The organism is Actinoplanes sp. NBRC 101535 (genome assembly GCF_030269225.1).
GTDB classification, from domain to species: Bacteria; Actinomycetota; Actinomycetes; order Mycobacteriales; family Micromonosporaceae; genus Actinoplanes; species Actinoplanes rectilineatus.
In genome coordinates, this window is the sequence record NZ_BSSY01000008.1 from 269,273 (window position 1) to 288,953 (window position 19,681).

Here is a 19,681-nt window from a genome sequence, read left to right on the forward strand (position 1 = left end):
TAACGTAACGTCGAGATACTTTCCGCGGCAAGTGTTATCCGGATTACTTTCCGCGGAAACCAACTCGTGTTAGCGTCGCCGCCGTGAGCCGGGACGATCTGACCCCCGTCGAGCTGGAGACGTGGAGCTCCCTGCTCGGTGTGATGATCTGGCTGCCCGCCGCCCTCGACGCACACCTGCGAGAGTCCGGCCTCAGCCACAGCGACTTCCAGACCCTGTGGTGGCTGCACCTCAGCGACGACGGCACCTGCACCATGGGCGACCTGGCCAGCACCGCCAGCGTCACACCCTCCCACCTGTCCCGCATCGCCACCCGCCTGCAGAAACAGGGCCTGATGGAGCGCCGCCCCGACCCGCGCGACGCCCGCTTCACCCTGGCCGCGATCACGCCCCTCGGCCGGGCCAAGGTGGAGGCCTGCCTGCCCGGGTACTACGCGGCCCTCCACGAGAACCTGTTCCGCCACCTGACCGCCCCACAGGTCGAGCAGTTGCGGGTCATCACCGGCGGCGTGCTGCTGGCCCTGCACCCGGCGTGCGCCCCCGCCTCGTTCACGCCGCCGGCCCCGCAGCCCTAACACCTCTAGACACTTTTCGCAGTCAGGGTCTGCCTCTGTGGTGATTTCGGGCGCTCAGCATGCCCGTATTCGCCACACCCACAACCGCGTGGTGACTTCAGGCGCCCAGCGCGCCCGAAGTCACCACACCCGACCGAGCGTGGTGACTTCGGGCGTCCAGCACGCCCGTAATCACCACACCGCCACGGGTGTGGTGAATTGGGGCGTCCAGCGCGCCCGTAATCACCACACCGCCACGGGTGTGGTGAATTGAGGCGTCCAGCGCGCCCGAAATCACCACGCGGATGGGCTTCGCACCCTGACCACTCATTAGGTGTCTAGCCCCGTCTTTCGCACATGCCGCATAGTCGCTGGTCAGACCGCATGCAAGATCCAGCACTTCAGGTAGTCAGCGCAGGTCAGATGGGGTCGTGTGCGAAGTCCGGATACATGCCGAACGCCGGGGACGCGACACCGGCATCGACGTGCCCAACCCGCGATCGCTCATCGCGTACGACCATCGGCCGGCAACGACTCAGGACTCGATCATCCAGGGGCGGAGGAGCCGGGCGTACCCGGGTGGGGGTCAGCGGTGTTGGGTTTCGGTGGTGGACGCGTGCAGCTCCGTCGTCGTCTCGGTGACGAACCGGCCGGTGCTTGCGCTCCGGTGGATCTCGCGATCCGTGTCGTCGGTGGACGACTCGCCGCCCACCTGCTCGGTGGTCGTGTGGCGGGGGTCGCGTTCGGCGGTGCTCTCCTTGACGAACTGGCCGGACCGGGCGCTGCGGTTGACCTCGTGCTCGTTGCCTGCCATGGGGGATTCTCCTCAGAAAGTCGCTGACGGTACCTGGGTTCCCTTCCCGGACTACGAGGGACGAAACACGCCGTCCTTCTGCGCGCAGCTGAACCACGTCGGTGTGGGCGCCTCGCGTGATCTAGTGCAGGCGCTGTTAGACCTGCGGAAACGTGAGGAGGAAGTGATGCGTATCAAGATGGGGGCGATGCTCGCGGTGGTTGCTCTCGGCCTCGGCACGGCGGCGGTACCGTCGCCCGCGCTGGCGGCACGAGAGCAGGCGGCAAGAGAGCAGACGGCAAGAAAGCAGACGGCACGAGAGCAGGCGGCAAGTGGGCTCGTGACGAGAGCGCCCGCGACGAGTCAGGAAAGACGAGCGAATCAGGAGAGACCTGCGGACTGGTCCGACTACCGATCCCTGGGCGGCGTGCTGACGTCCGGGCCGGCGGCGGCGTCCTGGGGACGTAACCGGGTGGACGTGTTCGTCCGCGGCACCGACAACGCGCTCTGGCAGAAGTCCCGGCAGGGACGTAACTGGTCCGGCTGGCAGTCCCGGGGTGGGGTGCTGACCTCGGCGCCCGCCGCGGTCTCCTGGGACGACGGGCGGATCGACGTGTTCGTGCGTGGCACCGACAACGCGCTCTGGCACCGGACGTCCGACAATGACCAGTGGACCGACTGGGAGTCGCTCGGCGGGGTACTGACCTCGGAGCCGGCCGCGGCCAGCTGGGGTCCGGGCCGGCTGGACGTGTTCGTCCGCGGCACCGACAACGCGCTGTGGACCAAGCGCTGGACCCGGGGCGGGTGGACCGACTGGCAGTCGCTGGGCGGGGTGCTGACCTCCGGGCCGGCGGCCGTGTCGTGGGGTTACGGGCGGATCGACGTGTTCGTGCGGGGCACCGACAATGCTGCCTGGCATCGGGCGTACGACGACAACCGCTGGAACAGCTGGGACACCCAGGGCGGCGTGCTGACGTCGTCGCCGGCCGTAGCGAGCTGGGGTGGCGGCCGGCTGGACCTGTTCGGCCGGGGCACCGACGGCGCCCTGTGGCACCGGGCCTGGGACGACGACCGGTGGTACGAATGGGAGTCCCTCGACGGCCGGATCCAGAACAACCAGGGCCCGGGCGCCGTGTCACCCGGATTCGGCCAGATCGAGGTCTTCGTGGCCGGAACTGATCGGGCGCTCTGGACCAAGTCCTGGTCCTGACCCGACGATGGACCCGGTTCCGGCCTCATCGCCGGGACCGGGTCCGCCGATGCCACCGGAGCCGGGCCCGCCGGGCCCGCCGACGCTGCCGGGCCCGCCGACGCTGCCGGGTCCGCCGACGCTGCCGGGTCCGCCGACGCTGCCGGGTCCGCCGATGCCGCCGGAGCCGGGCCCGCCAAAGGGCAGGCCTCGTCGCCGCCGCCGGGTCCGTCGAGGGGAAGGCCTCATCGCCGGGGCGGGGCCTGCCGATGCGAAGGTAGTGGGGTCCGACGGTGCGGAAGAGGTGCTGTACGACAGCGACCGTACCCACGTCGCCCGGGTGCGTGCCGAGGACGGCGGGTGGGTGGTCCGCAAACGCCCGCTGGGCCCCCGTGCCGCCGAGCGACTGCGTAACGAACTGGCCGCGTTGCGGCTGCTCCGGGGCGTGCCCGGCACCCCGCACCTGATCGGCGACGACGCGCCGCGGGGTGTCCTGACGTTGCGGCATGCGCCCGCCCGTGTCCTGTCCGGGCTGCCCGTCCCGTGGCCCGCCGGCGCTCTGATCGACCTGGCGCACGGCCTGGCCGAGGTGCTCGCCGGGGTGCACCGGCGGGGGGTGGTGCACCGTGACGTCAGCCCGGCGAACATCCTGATCGGCGCGGACGACCGGCCCACCCTGATCGACTTCGAGTTGGCGGTGCTGCCCGCGCAGGAGCGGGGTGCGCTGCGGCCGGAGGAGGGGATGGCCGGCACCCTGCCGTACCTGGCGCCGGAGCAGACCGGCCGCACCGGCCGCCCGGTCGATCACCGCGCCGACCTGTACGCGCTCGGCGCCACCCTGTACGAGCTGGCCACCGGTGCTCCGCCGTTCGGCCGGGACCGGGATCCGCTGAGCCTGATCCACGATCACCTGGCCCGGTTGCCGGCGGCCCCGGCCGAACGGGACCCGCGTCTGCCGACCGGGCTGTCCGAGATCGTCATGCGGCTGCTGCACAAGGAGCCGGACCGGCGTTACCAGAGCGGGGAGGGTCTGGCGTACGACCTGGCGCTGCTGCGGGACCGCTGGGCCCGGGGCAACCCGGACGGTTTCCGGCTGGGTGTCCGCGACTTCCCGATCCGCCTGGCCCCGCCGTCGCGGCTGATCGGCCGCCGTGCCCAGCTGGCCGCGCTGCACGAACTGCTCGGTGAGGCGCTGGCCGGGCGCAGCGTGCTGGCGTTCATCACCGGACCGCCCGGCGTCGGCAAGACCGCCCTGGTGGAGCGGCTGCGCCCGGCGGTGGCGGCGGCCGGCGGGCGGTTCGTGCACGGCAAGTTCGACCAGTTCCAGCAGGATCGGGCGGACGCGCTGGCGGAGGCGTTCAACCAGCTCGGCACGCTGCTGCTGGCCGAACCGGACGATGTGGTCGACGACATGCGCGGGCAGCTGCGCGAGGCGCTCGGCCCGGATCACCGGATGCTGGCCGTGACGATGCCGGCGTTCCGGGCGCTGTTCGGTGAGGAGGTGACACCGCAGGATGCCGTGCCCGACCCGCAGGAGGTGTTCGCCCGGAGCCGGCTGGTGGCGCTGGCGTTGTTGCGGACGGTGGCCGGGCCGGACAATCCGGTCGTGCTGTTCGTCGACGACCTGCAGTGGGCGGCGCCGGGCACCTACCGGTTCCTCGACGACGTGCTGGGCCGCGACGACCTGCCGGGGCTGCTGGTGCTGGGGGCCTACCGGGAGGAGGACGTCGACGAGACGCACCCGTTGAGCGCGGTGCGGGCCCGGGTGCGCCGCGACCGGGGGACCTCCGGCGAGGTGCACCTGGACAACCTGGGCGCCGACGACCTGGCCACGCTGGTCGCGGAGATGCTGCGGCTGCCGGTGCCGCAGGCCGCGCCGCTCGCGGCGGTGCTCGGGGAACGGACCGGGGGGAACCCGTTCGACACCGCCGAACTGATCAACGCGCTGCGCCGCGAGGGTGATCTGGTGCCGGACGGCGCCGGCTGGCGGTGGGACACCGAACAGGTGCGGCGGTTCGTCGGCAGCGGCGACGTGGTGGACCTGCTCGGCGCGCGGATCGACGCGCTGCCGCCGCGGACCCGGGAACTCGTCGCGGTGATGGCCTGCCTGGGCGCCGAACCGGGACCGGAACTGGTGGCGGTGGCGAGCGGCTGCGAACCGGCGGTGATCGGGACGGTGCTGCGTCCCGCGGTCGACGACGGTCTGCTGGTCGTGCACGAGGACGCGGCGCGGTTCCGGCACGACCGGGTGCAGCAGGCGGCGTTCGAGCGGATGGCGGTGACCGAACGGGCCGAACTGAGCCTCACCATCGCGCGGCGGCTCGCGGACGGGCCGCTGTCGACGATCGCGGCGGCGCCGCACTACCTGGCCGGGGCCGGTGCTCTGCTCGTACCCGGAGAGGCGCGGGACGGGGAGACGCAGGCGGCGGCAGATCTCCTGCGCCGGGCCGCGCACGCGGCCCGGCGGCTCGCCAACCATGCGGGGGCCGAGCTCTATCTCGCGACCGCGCTGCGTCTGCTGACGAAAACCGATGCGGGGTACGCCGCCGCGCGAGCGGACTGGCATGCGGCGCTCTGCGCGCTCGGCCGTTTCATCCAGGCCGACCTGCTGTTCGACGAGATCGTGGCGGCCGCCGCGTCGCCGGTGTGGTTGGCCGGCCCGGTGACCGAGCAGGTCAGCACCCTGACCGCCCGCCGCCGGCTGGCCGACGCGCTGCGCCTGGGCATCGGCATGCTCGGCCGGCTCGGGCTGGTGCCGCCGTCCGACGACCGGATGCCGGCGAGCATCGACGCCGGGCTCACCACGTTCCGGACGTGGATGGCGAGCGCCGGGGATGCCGCCGCGCTGCCGGAGATGACCGACCACCGGATGCTCGCCTCCGCGCACCTGATCAAACGGCTGATCGTGGTCGCCTACCTGACCGACCAGCAGATCATGTGCTGGCTGGTGGCCCGGGCCTCGGAGATGTGGGCGTCCGGCGGCACCTGCGAACCCCTCGCCGGGGTGCTCGCCTACCACGGTGCGGTGACCATCCGCGGCGACGGCGACTACCGGGACGCGTACACGGCGGTCCGGCACGTGTTGCGGGTCAGCGAGACACACGGGTACGAGAGCGGCACCCCGCACGTGAAATGGTTGCACAGTTCGTTCACCGCGCACTGGTTCGAGCCGCTGGACCAGGCCGTGCGCTACACCCACGAGGCCCGTGACGGCCTGCTGCGCGTCGGTGACCTGCGCAACGCGCTCTACACCAACTACGCGTCGGTGGCACAGATGGTGGGCTGCGCCGACCTGGACGCGCTGGACCACGAGGTGCAGGCGGCGCTGGCGTTCGCCGACCGGATCGGTGCGGCCCGGGAGACCGCCACGTTCGGTGCCTTCGCCAAGATGATCAAGGCGGTGCGCGGCGCGGACGGGTTCGACGACTCCGACGAACCCGCCTACCTCGCCGGGCTGGCCGGCGACCGGATGGCCACCGTCATCTACCTGATCGTGCGCTGCCTGGTCGCCGCGATAGCCGGGGACGACGCGACCCTGGCCCGGCACGGCCCCCGGATGGCGGAGATGCTGGCGGCCATTCCGGGCAGCTACAACACCGTGACCGGGAACGTGGTGACGGTACTCGCCGCGCAGGTCCGGGCCGGCACGGTGTTCGGGCCGCCGCACGAGAGCGCCCTGGCCGACCTGGACCGCAGCCGCGACTTCCTGGCCGCCCGCGCCGCCGGCCACCCCGGTAACTTCCGCCACCTGCACCGGCTGGCCGAAGCGACCCGGGCCGCGGTGCACGGCGACTTCACGGCGGCGGTGCGCGCGTACGACGCGGCGATGTCCGACGCGGTGACCACCGGATCGTCCTGGCACCGGCCGCTGATCTTCGAACGCGCCGGGCGGTTCTACCTCGACCACGAACTGGACCAGGTCGGCACACGACTGCTGGGCGAAGCCCTCCAGGGGTACGCGGCGTGGGGTGCCACCGGGAAGGTGCGGGCGATGCTGCGGGCGTACCCGGCGCTGGCCGACGTGCCGATCACCCGTGGCCCGTCCGCGGGGGCCAGCGTGGGCAGCACCCACAGCGTGAACCTGTCCAGCGCGGACATCGACCTGATCGCGGTCCTCGAAGCGGCCCGGGCACTGAGCTCCGCGACGTCGCTGGACACGCTGCGGATCAGCGTGCGCAAGGTGCTGAGCCAGCTGACCGGCGCCACCGTCGTCCACATGATCCTCTGGGATGATCTGTCCGGCGGCTGGACCCTGCCGGCCGAAGGCGACCGCCCGGAGATCCCGGTGGGGGAGGCCGCCCACCAGGGCCTGCTCCCACTGACCGCGATCCGCTACGCCGAACGCACCCGGGAGCCGCTGCTGGTGGAGGATGTGGCCCTGGACGACCGGGTGGGCCGCGACCCGTACCTGAAAGGCCTGGAACACTGCTCGCTGCTGGCGGTGCCGGTGCTCAGCCACGGGCAGCCGCGGGCGATGCTGCTGCTGGAGAATCGGCTGAGCCGCCGGGCCTTCTCCATCGGCCGGCTGGACGCGGTGCGCCTGATCGCCGGCCAGCTGACGGTGTCGCTGGAGAACGCCCGCCTGTACGCGTCGCTGGAGAGCAAAGTCGCCGAACGGACCGAGGAACTGGCCGAGGCGAACCTGCGCCTCGAACTGCTGGCGGTGACCGACCCGCTGACCGGCCTGTCGAACCGTCGCAAACTGACCATGTTCCTCGACGAGGAATGGCTGCGCTCCCGCCGCTCCCAGTCACCGATCGGCGTGGCGATGATCGACATCGACAACTTCAAGAAGTACAACGACCATTACGGGCATCAGGGCGGCGACGACTGTCTGAGAATGGTCGCGGAAACCCTGCGCGGCGCGGTCCGGGTGACCGATCTGGTGGCCCGCTACGGCGGCGAGGAGTTCTGCATCGTGATGCCCGGCGCCGGCCCGGAGAACGCGCTGCTCGTCGCCGAACGCGCCTGTGAGGCGGTGGCCGCCCTGGCCGAACCCCACGAGCTCGCCGACGGCGGCGTCGTCACGATCAGCGTCGGCGTGACGACGGGCGGGCCGCCGGCGGTCGCGGGCCCCGACCAGCTGACGAAGATCGCCGACGAGGCCCTCTACGAGGCGAAACGCACCGGCCGTAACCGCGTCGTCTTCCTCAGCCCTTGACCCGTTCCCCTGGGCGACCGGCCACCCCCGAACGGGCTACCGGGACGTGATCACGGTGTCATCGGCGGGACACAGTGGAGATCGACAGTGGTCGACATGGCTGTGAAACCACCCACGGACGCGGAGCTGGATGTCATGATCCGGGCTCGGCTGGCGTCCCTCGGCATCGACCTCGATCAGCTGCCCGCCGGTAGCGCGCCGGATCCGGAGACCGGGTCGCCGGGGCGGGAGACCGTGCTCGCGTCGCTGCGGTCGTTCGTGCGGGGGACCGTCGCGACGCTGGCCGGGTATCAGTTCGACCCGGTTCCGGCGCTGGGGCAGCAGCCCGCGCCGATGCTGTACCCGTCGATCGGGACGGAGTGGCGGCGGTGAGCACAGTGGACCGGCGGGACTTCCTGGCGCGTACCCTCGCGGTGTCCGCCGCCGCAGCGACCGGGGCGACGGCCTGGACCACCCCCGGGTCTGCGCTGGCGGCAGGACCGGCACGGTTCGGTGCCGGCGCCTACCTGCGGCCGCGGCCCGAGGCGATGGCCGATCCGACGGAGCTGACGATCGCCGAAGCCGCCTGGATGATCAAGAACGGGAAGCTGACACCGGCCGCGCTGGTCGAGGCCTACCTGGACCGGATCGGCCGGTTCGACGGGGTCTACCAGGCGTTCAACACCGTGCTCGCCGAGCAGGCGCGGGCCGCAGCCAAGGCCGCCGGCCGGCGGAAGCACACCGGGCCGTTGCACGGGATCCCGCTGGCGATCAAGGACAACTACTGGACCGCGGGCGTGCGGACCACCGCGAACTCCTACCTGTTCCAGGACTTCGTGCCGCCGCGGGACGCCACCGCCGTCACGCGGCTCACCGCGAACGGCGCGATCGTGCTGGGCAAGACGCAGATGGGGCCGCTCGCCACGACCCGGGCGACCACCCCGGACGGGCGGATCACCACCGTCAACGCATGGACGCCCGGCGACGCGACGGTGGACCCCGGCGGCTCGTCGACCGGCACCGCCACGTCAGTCGCCGGGCGGATGGCCGCATCCGGCACCGGCACACAGACCGGCGGCTCGATCACCGCGCCGTCGAACGCGCAGAACCTGACCGGCCTCAAACCGACGATGGGCCGGGTGTCGCTGGCCGGGATCATCCCGCTCAGCTACACCCGCGATCACCCGGGGCCGCTGGCGCGCGACGCCCGCGACGCCGCGATCATGCTGACCGCGATGGCCGGAGAGGACCCGGCCGACCCGCGCACACAGGGCCTCCCGCCCGTGCCCGACCTGGTCACCGCCGCGACGCCGGTCACCGTCAAAGGCCGCGTCCGGTCACGCTGGAAGACCAGGGTCGGGGTCCTTCCGGGGTACGTGACCAGCACCGAACGCCGCGTTTTCCTGTCCACGCTGGACGGCGTCGACGGGATCTCGCTGGTCGACGTGCCGCTGCCCGACGAGTGGGAGCTGCTGACCGGCACGGAGTTCAACAACGTGCGCCTGCCCGAACGCAGCGAGCCGTTCCTGCCGCTCCTGCGGACCGACCTGCGCGGCTTCGGCGTATCCGTGACCGGCTGGCTGCAAGGCGCCCTGCTCGGCTCGACCGAGTTCCTCACCGGCCAGCGGGCCAAACAGCGCCTGCTCGAACGGGTCCTCGACCAGATCTTCGACCGCTGCGACGTGGTGGTGCAGACCGGACCGGTGCCGTTCGACATCCTCGGCCTGCCGGAGATCGGGTTCCCGATCGGGTTCAGCGCGGCGGGCGTACCCGTCGGCACGATCCTGGGAGGGGAACCCTACGGCGAGGACCGCCTGCTGTCGGTCGTCGCCGCCTACCAGGCCGTGACCGACTGGCACTGGCGCCGCCCGGCCGACCCGCCGGCGCAGCGCACCCGGACGGCCGACGACCGGGGACGTCTGAACGCGGACGAGGTGGTCGCCCAGATGCAGTGACGCCGGCGGATCAGATCCAGCGTCCGCCGAGCCACATACGGGTGAGCCACGCCTCGTACGGGATGGGCTCGCCCACGAACACGGGATGGAAGAAGGCGAAGCAGAGCGCCACCGCCGCGACGTACACCCCGGCGACCACCACCCCGATCAACTGGCGGTCGGTCCGGTCGGTGCCGCGGGCCATCCCGCTGTCCGGGGTCATGACGGCGCCCAGCACGTACACCACAGCGAGGATGAGGAACGGCAGGGCCGGCAGCGCGTAGAACGAGAACATCGTCCGGCTGTCGGCCACGGCGAAGTAGAACCAGGGGAGCAGGCCCGCGCCCGCGCCGGTCAGGATCGCCCACGCACGCCAGTCGCGGCGGGCGATGCCCAGCCAGATCAGGGCGGCCAGCGCGGGCAGGAACGACCACCACAGGACCGGCGTGCCGAGAAGCAGGATCTCCGCGGCGCACGGGTCCGCGCCGCAGCCGGGCGGCCGCTCCCAGTCGAAGGAGACCGGGCGCCCGAGCAGCAGCCACTGCCACGGCCACGACTGATACGGGTGCGCCGAATCCAGCCCACTGTGGAAGTTGTACGCCTCCGAGTGATAGTGCGCCAGGTTCAGCAGAGCACCGAGGACCGGCGGCTCACTCAGACCACTGTCCAGCCGGTAATGCCGGAAGTAGCCGTAGTCGGTGACGAACCAGCCGGTCCACGTCGACAGGTACACCACGGCACTGATCGCCACGCTCAGCAGTCCCCAGCCGAGGTCGCGCACCAGGGTCTGCCGCAGTCCCGCGGACATCCGGGCCTGCCACCGCCAGTACAGCACCAGCCCGCCGAAGAACGGCAGGAAGAACAGCGCGTTCCACTTGACGCCGCAGGCCAACCCGAACAGGACACCGCTGGTCAGCAGCCACCACGGCACGATCCGGGCATGATCGGTGAACGGGTCCTCGACGACGGCGAGCAGCCGCCGGCGGTAGTGGTCACGGTCGATCACCAGAGCCGTGAAGGACATCAGCAGGAACAACCCGAGGAAGATGTCCAGCAGCCCGGTCCGGGACAACACCAACTGGAACCCGTCGAGCGTCATCAGCAGACCGGCCGCCCCGGCCAGCACGATCGACCGGAACATCCGGTAGGCGAGGCGGACGAGGACGAACACCATCAGCGTGCCGGCGACCGCAGCGGACACCCGCCAGCCGAACTCCTCGTTGCCGAAGAAATACTCACCCAGGGCGATCAGCCACTTGCCCAGTGGCGGGTGCACCACGTACGCGGGAATATCCTTCTCCGCGTCCCACTCCACACCGTACGTGAGCATGTCCCACGCGTCGGTCGGGTAGTAGACCTCGTCGAAGGTGTACCCCTTGGGATTGGCGAGTCCCTGGAAACGCAGGATCGCCGCGGTCAGCGTGATGCTGACGGTGACCAGCCAGGAGTACGGGTCCTTCCAGTCGTCGAGGATCGCGAGACGCCGCCGGACCAGGTCGGGGACCCGGCGAAGCCCCGCCCTCCGCACCTCCTCCGAGGGGTCGGAGGTGCTGGTCGTCTCAGGTGGCGCCGTGGTCACGCCGCGATCCTACGGGTACCGGTGCGCCGGTTGGTCACCGCCGACGACGTCCTTCACTGCGGCAGTGTGCCGTAGCGCTGCGTAGCCGTCGGTGATGGTGTTCGCGAGCGTGCCGGTGCGGAGCGTGGAGGCCGGTTCCACGACGGGCGGTGACCGGGAGACGATCAGAAGCTTTGCGGGGTACGCCGTAAAGCACTCCCGCCGTTTCGGGGCGGTGACCGGCCGTGGTGAGGCGGTGGCTGTGCCCGGTCAGGCGTTTGGGTGCGCTGGCCGTCGTGGTGAGGTGGTGGCTGTGCCCGGTCAGGCGTTTGGGTGCGCTGGCCGTCGTGGTGAGGTGGTGGCTGTGCCCGATCGGGAGTTTGGGTGCGCTGGCCGTCTTCGTGGGCGGTGGCCGCACCCGACCGAGGTTTCGGGGGCGTTGGACCTCCGTCTTGGGGTGGTGGGGGTGCCCGATCGGCGGGTTGGGTGCGCTGGCCGTCTTTGCGGGTGGTGGGTGTACCCGATCAAGGTTTCGGGGGTGGGGGCCTGCCGTTTTGGGGTGGTGGCTGTGCCCGGTCAGGCGTTTGGGTGCGCTGGCCGTCGTGGTGAGGTGGTGGCCGCACCCGATCAAGGTTTCGGGGGCGTTGCCCTCCACTTCGGGTGGTGGGGGTGCCCGATCGGCGGGTTGGGTGCACCGGCCGTCTTTGCAGGTGGTGGGTGTACCCGATCAAGGTTTCGGGGGTGGGGGCCTGCCGTTTTGGGGTGGTGGCTGCACCCGATCGGGAGTTTGGGTGCGCCGGCCGTTCATCGTGGGCGGTGACTGCACCCGATTAAGGGGGCGCGGTACGCGGCCGAGTCTCCTCGGCTTGGGTGCCGGGGCCTGTTGGTTTAGGGCAGTGAGGGCACCCGATCAAGGGACTGGGGGCGCGTGCCGCCCACTCCCACCGGTCAGTTGCGGTCGGAGTGGGCGGTTACGAGCGGGCGTTCGGGGCGGTTCGGAAGCGATTGGTGCGAGGGGCGTTCGGGGCAGTTCGGGGCAGTTCGGAAACGATTGGTGAGAGCGGGTGTTTGGGGCGGTTCGGAAACGGCCGGTATGAGGGGTGTGTTCGGTGCGGTTCGGGGGCGCCGGGTGGGGCGGGACGGTTGGTGGCAGGAACCCGGGTGGGGTGGGTCGTCAGCGGGAGGAACCCGGGTGGGGCGGGCGTCGGTGGCAGGAACCCGGGTGGGGCGGGACGTTGGTGGCAGGAACGCGGGTGGGGTGGGGCGTCAGCGGGAGGAACGGGCGGGAGTGGTGGTTCCGGTGTAGACGGTGATGCCCAGGGCGCCGGTGTCGAGCTTGCCGTCGGCGTCGACGGTGAAACGCCAGCGGTCGTAGCGGGTTTTGCCCAGGACGATTACCACCCAGGCGGCGTCGGGGCGGTTGACCAGGGACTGGGCCCGCTCCAGCTCGCGGTTGCCCGGGGTGGAGCCGAGGATCAGCACGCCCAGTTTGCGGTCCGCGTTGCCGCCGCCGCGCAGGGTGAACGCCGTGTCGGAGCCTTCGCCCTCGGCCGCGGCCAGGGCGTCGCGGATGCTGACCCGCTCGCCGCCGGTCAGGTGCGGGCGGATGTCGCCGGCCACCACCTGTACGCCGCCGGCCCACGGGCTGCTCGTGAGTTCCTCGGTCCACGAGGACACCAGGGCCTTGGTCGCCGCGGCGTCGCCCTGGACGCTGATCATGCCGGTGGCCTGGCCGAGGTCGATCAGTTCGCGGACGCCGCCGGCGGTGCCGAGGGTGACCAGGCGCGGGCACGGGGCGGCGACGTCGTTGCTGGCCGGCAGGGCCTGCAGGTCGCGCAGCTGAGCCTGCCACACCCGGCCGCTGTCGGCGGATTCCCACGGTTCCGGCGGGGTTTCGTCCGGGGCGGCGAGCCGCAGCGCGATGCGGCTCTCGTCGACCGAGACACCGTAGATCGACGGGAGTGTCGTGCCGGCCGCGTCGGCGCTGGTCACCAGGACCTGCAGGGCGCGGTCGATGCTCCAGGCGGCGGCCGTGTCGAAGGTGCGGCTGGGCGCGGCCACAGCGTCGGGGGAGGACGAGGTGGAGGGGGCCGAGCGGCGGCGGCGCAGGAACCACCACACCCCGGCTCCGGCGCCGGCCAGCACCAGGACGCCGGCCACGATCGCCGCGATCAGCCCGCCGGACACCGAAGAGGACGTAACAGCCGAGTCAGAAGAATCCGAAATATCCGAAGCGTCCGAAGTGTTGGCCGACGCGACGGGAGCAACCGGAGCAGCACTCGGGATCGGACCGGTCTGGACGCCTTCACCCTCAGCGTCGTCCGGCAGGATCAGGATCCAGCCGCTGGTGATCGCCGCCGGGTCGCTCAGCGCGGTGCCGTCGGCCTGCACCCGGCCCTTGTTGAGCTCGAAGATCTCCAGGTAGCGGTCGCCGTCACCGAGGAACCGCTCGGCGATGCCGTAGAGGAACTCCGGCTTGCCGCCGACCGCCGACTGCACCTGGTACCACTTGGGGTCGGCCCGGAGCTGCCGCACCACCGCGGGAGCGGCGAAGGCAGGAGCGGCGACGGCGGGAGCGGCGAAGGCAGGAGCGGTGACCGCGGGAGCGGCGACGGCGGGAGCGGGGGGAGCGAGGGCCGGTGCGAAGGCGACCGCGGCCAGCCCCCACCCCAGAACGCGACCAAGGGTTCGACGGTCCATATCTGTCATCTTCTCCGCGCGCATAGTTGATCGTGACGCGGACACCCTACATTTACGGTGTGCGATAACGTTGCCCGACTATCCGCCCGTCGCGCACCGCCCTTTGCCGGGAAGCCCTGAGGTCCGCGAGCGTGCGGATTTCCGCGTCCGGAGGCACTGTGCAGCTGTTATTGACAATTGTAGATTCTAGGACCGGTGACGCGGCCGATGTGGCGCTGATCGCCGACGGCCAATCCACGGTGGAAGCGCTCGGTCACGCTGCGCAACAGCTGCTCCGGGATGTGAACGAGCGGTCCGGGGCGCCGGTGCTCTACGCCGACGGCAAGCCGATCGATCCGGCGCTCGCGGTGGCCGACGCTCCGGTCCGCGACGGCGGCGTGCTCGGCCTGGACGGTCCGGCCGGGTGGCCGCCCGCGGAGCAGGCCGGCCTGCTCGAGCTGCGGGTCGTCGGCGGCCCGGCGACCGGCGCGTTCGTCCGGCTCAGTGCCGGCGGCGGCGACCTGGGCAGTGACCCGGACGGTTGGATCGCGATCGCCGACCCGGCGTTGCCGGCCGCCGCGGTCGCGGTCAGTGTGGACGTCCGGGCCCGCTGCACGGTCGAGCCGCTGTCCGGTGTCGCGGTGACCCTGGACGGTGAGGAGCTGACCGGTGCGGCCGAGTGGCGTCCGGGGCTGCTGCTGCGGGTCGGCGGCTCGCTGTTCGATCTGGCTGAATACAGCCGCCCGGACGCCGCCCTGGAACCGTCCGCGGACGGCACCGGGTTCGACTACAACCGTCCGCCGCGGATCCGTCCGCCGCGTCATCAGACCAGGTTCAAGCTGCCGGTGCCGCCGAAGGAGCCGCAGCGCAGCCCGCTGCCCTGGCTGATGGCGGTCATCCCGCTGGTCGGCTCGGTGGCGCTGATGCTGGTCACCGGCAACAAGACGCTGCTGCTGCTCGCGCTGCTCAGCCCGCTGTCACTGATCGGCAACTGGGTGATGAACCGCCGTCAGGGCAAGCAGTCGTACGCCCAGTTGCGCAAGGAGTACCAGGAGCGGAAGAGCCGGATCGAGCAGGACGCCCGGGAGGCCCTCGAGCTGGAGAAGGCCGAACGCCGCGAGCTGTGTCCGGACCCGGCGCTGATCGCGGTGATCGCGACCGGTCCGCGCCGCCGGCTGTGGGAGCGCCGCCGCCGCGACCCCGATCACCTGCTGCTGCGGGTCGGCAGTGGCGAGCTGCCCGCCGAGGTGGCGCTCGACGACCCGGAGCAGGACGAGCACCGGCGTACCGTGCACTGGTCCATTCCGGACACCCCGGTGACCCTGTCGCTGAGTGAGCACGGTGTGATCGGCTTCGCCGGACCGGGGGACACCCGGGCCGCGCTGGGCCGATGGGCGGTGCTGCAGGCCGCGGTGCTGCACAGCCCGACCGATCTGCAGATCACCGTGCTGACCGATCCGGCCGGCAAGCGGAACTGGGACTGGGTGCGCTGGCTGCCGCATGCCCGCAGCAACAATCCGAGCGCGCCGCCGGTGCTGCTCGGCCACGACGCCGATTCGGTGGGCCGCCGGGTGGCCGGCCTGCTGGAGTTGCTGGAGCAGCGGGTCGCGGTCCGCAAGGAGACCGGTGACGCCGGGGTCCGGGAGCCGGACATGCTGGTGGTGCTGGACGGCTCGCGCCGGCTGCGGTCACTGCCCGGTGTGGTCCAGCTGCTGCGTGAGGGGCCGGCGGTCGGCGTGTACGCGATCTGCCTGGACACCGACGAGCGCCTGCTCCCCGCCGAGTGCCAGGCCGTCGCCGTGGTCGAGGGTGGTGGCCTGCGGATCTCCCGGACCGGTTCGGGCGCGCTGACCGGGATCGAGCCGGACTTCCCGTCGATCGACTGGTGTGTCCGGGTGGCCCGCGCGCTGGCGCCGGTCCGGGACGTCAGCGACGACGAGGACGACGCCGCGCTGCCCGGGGCGAGCCGGCTGCTCGACGTGCTGTCGCTGGACCCGCCGAAGGCGACGGACATCCTGGCCCGCTGGACGATGCGGGGTGCGAGCACCGCGGCCGTGGTCGGCGAGTCGTTCGACGGCCCGTTCGAGATCGACCTGCGCCGGGACGGTCCGCACGGTCTGATCGCCGGTACCACCGGTTCCGGCAAGTCGGAGCTGCTGCAGACGATCGTCGCCTCGCTCGCCGTGGCGAACCGGCCGGATGCGATGACGTTCGTGCTGGTCGACTACAAGGGTGGCAGCGCGTTCGGCGCCTGTGTCCGGCTGCCGCACACCGTCGGCATGGTGACCGACCTGGACGAGCACCTGGTCCGCCGGGCACTGGAGTCGCTCGGCGCCGAGTTGCGCCGCCGGGAGCACATCCTGGCCGACGCGGGCGCCAAGGACATCGAGGACTACGTCCGTACGCAGACCGCGCCCCTGCCGCGCCTGCTGATCGTGATCGACGAGTTCGCGTCGATGGCCCGGGAACTGCCGGACTTCGTGACCGGTCTGGTGAACATCGCGCAGCGGGGCCGGTCGCTCGGCATCCACCTGCTGCTGGCCACGCAGCGTCCCAGCGGTGTGGTGTCGCCGGAGATTCGGGCCAACACCAACCTGCGGATCGCGTTGCGGGTGACCGACGCGTCGGAGAGCCAGGACGTGCTGAACGCCCCGGACGCGGCGCGGATCGCGAAGAGCACCCCGGGCCGCGCGTACGTGCGGCTGGGTCACGCCTCGCTGGTGCCGTTCCAGTCCGGGCGGGTCGGCGGCCGTCGTCCCGGTGCGGCGGGCACCACCGGGGTGCCCGCGCCGGAGCTGCGGGTGCTGGACTGGGCCGACCTGGTCCGCCCGATCGAGGTGACCCGGGCCGCGCAGGAGCAGCACCAGGACGAGGTCACCGACCTGCAGGTGCTGGTCGAGGCGTTGCGGGAGGCGGCCGAGCAGGCCGGTGTCCCCGCCCAGCACAGCCCGTGGCTGCCGGCCCTGCCCGAGTCCGTCCTCCTCAGTGATCTGGACGCCGGCGACGGTGTCCCGTTCGGCCGGGAGGACCTGCCGGCCCAGCAGGTGCAGCGGACCGCGTCCCTGAAGCTGGAGACGTTCGGGCACCTGATCGTGGCGGGCGCACCCCGGACCGGCCGTTCGCAGCTGCTGCGGACGATCGCCGGGTCGCTCGCGACCGCGTACTCCAGCGCCGACGTGCATCTCTACGGCCTGGACTGCGGCAACGGCGCGCTGCTGCCGCTGAACGGTCTGCCGCACTGCGGCGCGGTGGTCAGCCGGTCCGAGGTGGAACGGGCGGTCCGGCTGATCGACCGGATCGGCGAGGAGATCCGCCGCCGGCAGGGTGTGCTGGCCGCGGACGGGTTCGCCGACGTCACCGAGCAGCGGAAGGCCAAGAGCGGGACGGAACGTCTCTCGCACGTCTTCCTGCTGCTGGACCGATGGGAGGGCTTCCTGTCCACCCTGGGTGAGCTGGACGCCGGCACGCTCACCGACAAGATCTTCACCTTCCTGCGGGAGGGCGCCAGCGTCGGCGTGCACCTGGTGATCACCGGTGACCGGTCGGTGCTCAGCGGCCGGATCTCCACGCTGACCGAGGACAAGCTGGCGTTCCGGCTGGCCGACAAGACCGACGTGGCGATGCTCGGCCTGCACCCGCGCAACCTGCCGGACGAGATCGCGCCGGGCCGGGCGTTCCGTTCGGAGACCGGCGTCGAGGTGCAGGTGGCGCTGCTGACCGCGGATCCGAGCGGTGCGGCCCAGGCGGCTGCGCTTGCCGAGATCGGCCGGCGGACCACCGAGCGCGACGCCGCGGTGCCGGGCGCGCTGCGGCCGTTCCGGCTGGGGGAGATCCCCAACCAGATCGGGTACGCCCAGGCGAAGGCGCTGCCCCGGGCGGCGGACGGCGCCGGCTGGCTGCTCGCCGGGGTCGGCGGGGAGAACCAGCTGCTCGGCTTCGGGCCGGACCTGGCGACCGGTGTCCCGGCGTTCGGTGTCGGCGGACCGGCCAAGTCCGGTCGCAGCACGATGCTGGCGAGCATGGCGAAGTCCGCGCTGGACTCGGGCCAGCAGGTGATCGTTCTCGCGCCGCGTACCTCGCCGGTCCGGGATCTGGCCGGCAAGCCGGGTGTGATCACCGTGCTGACCGGGACCGATGTCACGCCGGAGGAGCTGAACGCCGCGCTGGCGCAGGTCACCGGCCGGGGCCTGATCGTGGTCGACGACGCGGCCACCCTGCGCGACGCGGCCGCCTCGGGCGAGCTGCGCGAGGTGATCCGCAACGGCGAGGCCCGCAAGCTCGCGGTGATTTACGCGGGTGACCCGGACGATCTGGGTGTCGGGTTCAGCGGCTGGTTGATCGACGCGCGGCGCAGCCGGCGGGGCGCGCTGTTGTCGCCGCAGAACCGGACCGACGGCGACATGGTCGGTATCCGTCTGCAGCGGACCGCGGTCGGGCAGCCGATCCGGCCGGGCCGGGCGCTGCTGCACCTGGGCGACAACGAGCCGATCACGGTGCAGGTCCCCGAATAGAAGCGCGGTGTGTTGTTTTCGGGCGCCTCAGGCGCCCGAAAACAACACACCGCGGCGACTGTGGTGAGTTCGGGCGCCTGAGGCGCCCGAACTCACCACGCAGATCAGCTGCGCAGGGCCTTGGCCAGCTCGTCGTCGGCCTGCTGGAAGGTGTCCGCGGCGGTGGTCAGGTACTTGCCCATGCCCTCGAGGCCGCCGATCACCTTGGTGGCGCCCTCGTTGAACTCGTTGTACGACTCGTCGAACTGCTTGCTGGACGAGTCGGTCACGTACCCGCCGTTCACCAGGTTGTTGACCAGGTTCTTCAGCTCGCTGAGCTTGGAGAGGATCTCCTCGCGACCGGAGTTGAGCCGGTTGGAGGCGTCGCGCATCTCCTGGTAGGTCACATTGACGTTTGCCATGATAGAGCCCCTTAACTGGTGAATCGGAACGTGCCGGTGACGGCGTCGAAGACGTCGAAGAACTCGGTCTCCAGCGCCAGCACCGGGGAACTGCCGGTGATGAGTGCCACCCGGTCCGGGTCGGTTCCGGGGAACGGCACGAAGGTCTGCATGATCAGCGACCGGATCCAGCCGGAGCCGTCAGGCAGGGTGACGTCGTCGACGCCCCGGGTGCGGGGGACCGGGCCGACGCCGGGAAGCTCGGCCGACTCGACCTCCCGCCACAGCGAGTCCGCCCCGCGCCGGGGACGGGCGGTCAGGTGCGGCGCGATGGCGTCGGCCGCGCCCTGCTGGTCCGGGGCGTTGACGATGGTGACCGTGACGGTGGCCGACATGATCGCGTCGCCGACCACGGTGACCAGGGTGCCGCAGAACCGGGCGCCGCTGTCGTACGCCCGCCGCGACGTCTCACGCAGCACCTTGGCCAGGGCCGTCCGATGTTCGTACAGCTGCGGCACGTCCCTGATCCGGTCTTCGACGAGCTTGCCGATCGCGGCGTTGCGGGCGTCCGGGTGCAGCTCGACCTCGAACCACGAGTCGGGCACGGTGATCGTGAAACCGGTGACGCCCATGTTCAGCCCTTCATGCTGTCGCGCAGGTTCGACGCGAGATCGTCGTCGGCCTTGCGCAGATTCTCGACCGCCTGTTTGGCCATCTTGATCAGCTGGGCGCAGTTCTCGTCGACCCGTCCCCGACCGTCCCGCCAATGTGACTCAAAGTTACTGATGGCGCTGTCGACCTCACGGCCGCCGAGGTCGCCGGAGAACTCGTTCATCCAGGACTTCGCCGAGTCCATTCCCTGGCGAATGCCCTCCAACTGGACGGAGAACTCCGTCAGGCCGTCCAGATTGACCGTCAATCGGTCGGCTGCCATGGCCCTCCG

The 19,681-nt window shown here is 71.4% G+C and carries 12 protein-coding genes; 6 read left to right on the forward strand and 6 right to left on the reverse strand.

Annotated features, from left to right (window positions below):
* Positions 1–83: 83 nt before the first annotated feature.
* Positions 84–575, forward strand: coding sequence for a MarR family winged helix-turn-helix transcriptional regulator (locus QSK32_RS23565; RefSeq protein ID WP_045745923.1), 492 nt, complete (start codon positions 84–86; stop codon positions 573–575).
* Positions 576–1,140: 565 nt separating this feature from the next.
* Here QSK32_RS23565 and QSK32_RS23570 read toward each other — a convergent pair.
* Complete coding sequence (locus QSK32_RS23570; RefSeq protein ID WP_285473185.1) at positions 1,141–1,368, reverse strand: hypothetical protein; 228 nt, start codon at positions 1,366–1,368, stop codon at positions 1,141–1,143.
* Between the two features lie 187 nt (positions 1,369–1,555).
* Here QSK32_RS23570 and QSK32_RS23575 point away from each other — a divergent pair, with 187 nt between their 5' ends.
* The 4 genes from QSK32_RS23575 (at position 1,556) to QSK32_RS23590 (ending at position 9,631) form a co-directional block, all read left to right on the forward strand.
* On the forward strand, positions 1,556–2,557 hold the full coding sequence (locus QSK32_RS23575) for a PLL family lectin (RefSeq protein ID WP_502872551.1): 1,002 nt from the start codon (positions 1,556–1,558) through the stop codon (positions 2,555–2,557).
* A 283-nt stretch (positions 2,558–2,840) separates the two neighbouring features.
* Positions 2,841–7,697 carry a diguanylate cyclase gene (locus tag QSK32_RS23580; protein WP_285473187.1) on the forward strand — a complete coding sequence of 1,619 codons (4,857 nt, stop codon included), beginning with the start codon at positions 2,841–2,843 and terminating at the stop codon, positions 7,695–7,697.
* Between the two features lie 96 nt (positions 7,698–7,793).
* Positions 7,794–8,069, forward strand: coding sequence for a hypothetical protein (locus QSK32_RS23585; protein WP_285473188.1), 276 nt, complete (start codon positions 7,794–7,796; stop codon positions 8,067–8,069).
* Positions 8,066–9,631, forward strand: a complete 1,566-nt coding sequence (locus tag QSK32_RS23590; RefSeq protein WP_285473189.1) for an amidase — start codon at positions 8,066–8,068, stop codon at positions 9,629–9,631. Before QSK32_RS23585 ends, QSK32_RS23590 begins: the two co-directional genes overlap by 4 nt.
* A gap of 10 nt (positions 9,632–9,641) precedes the next feature.
* Here QSK32_RS23590 and QSK32_RS23595 read toward each other — a convergent pair whose 3' ends face one another.
* Entirely contained in the window at positions 9,642–11,189 is a 1,548-nt protein-coding gene (locus tag QSK32_RS23595; RefSeq protein WP_045745927.1) for a dolichyl-phosphate-mannose--protein mannosyltransferase, read from the reverse strand.
* 1,245 nt (positions 11,190–12,434) lie between these two features.
* Positions 12,435–13,868, reverse strand: coding sequence for a hypothetical protein (locus QSK32_RS23600; RefSeq protein ID WP_285473190.1), 1,434 nt, complete (start codon positions 13,866–13,868; stop codon positions 12,435–12,437).
* Positions 13,869–14,149: 281 nt separating this feature from the next.
* On the opposite strand from QSK32_RS23600, the gene QSK32_RS23605 reads away from it, so the two are divergent.
* A complete protein-coding gene (locus QSK32_RS23605) occupies positions 14,150–18,358 on the forward strand; it encodes an FtsK/SpoIIIE domain-containing protein (protein ID WP_285473191.1) in 4,209 nt (1,402 codons plus the stop codon).
* A gap of 104 nt (positions 18,359–18,462) precedes the next feature.
* Here the strand turns inward: QSK32_RS23605 and QSK32_RS23610 are convergent, their stop codons facing one another.
* From QSK32_RS23610 to QSK32_RS23620, 3 genes are read right to left on the reverse strand one after another with little or no spacing between them, the layout of a single operon-like run.
* Positions 18,463–18,759: a WXG100 family type VII secretion target gene (locus QSK32_RS23610; RefSeq protein ID WP_045741568.1), complete on the reverse strand. Its 297-nt coding sequence runs from the start codon at positions 18,757–18,759 to the stop codon at positions 18,463–18,465.
* An 11-nt stretch (positions 18,760–18,770) separates the two neighbouring features.
* A complete protein-coding gene (locus QSK32_RS23615) occupies positions 18,771–19,370 on the reverse strand; it encodes a hypothetical protein (protein ID WP_285473192.1) in 600 nt (199 codons plus the stop codon).
* A gap of 2 nt (positions 19,371–19,372) precedes the next feature.
* Positions 19,373–19,672, reverse strand: coding sequence for a hypothetical protein (locus QSK32_RS23620; RefSeq protein WP_045741570.1), 300 nt, complete (start codon positions 19,670–19,672; stop codon positions 19,373–19,375).
* Positions 19,673–19,681: the final 9 nt, after the last annotated feature.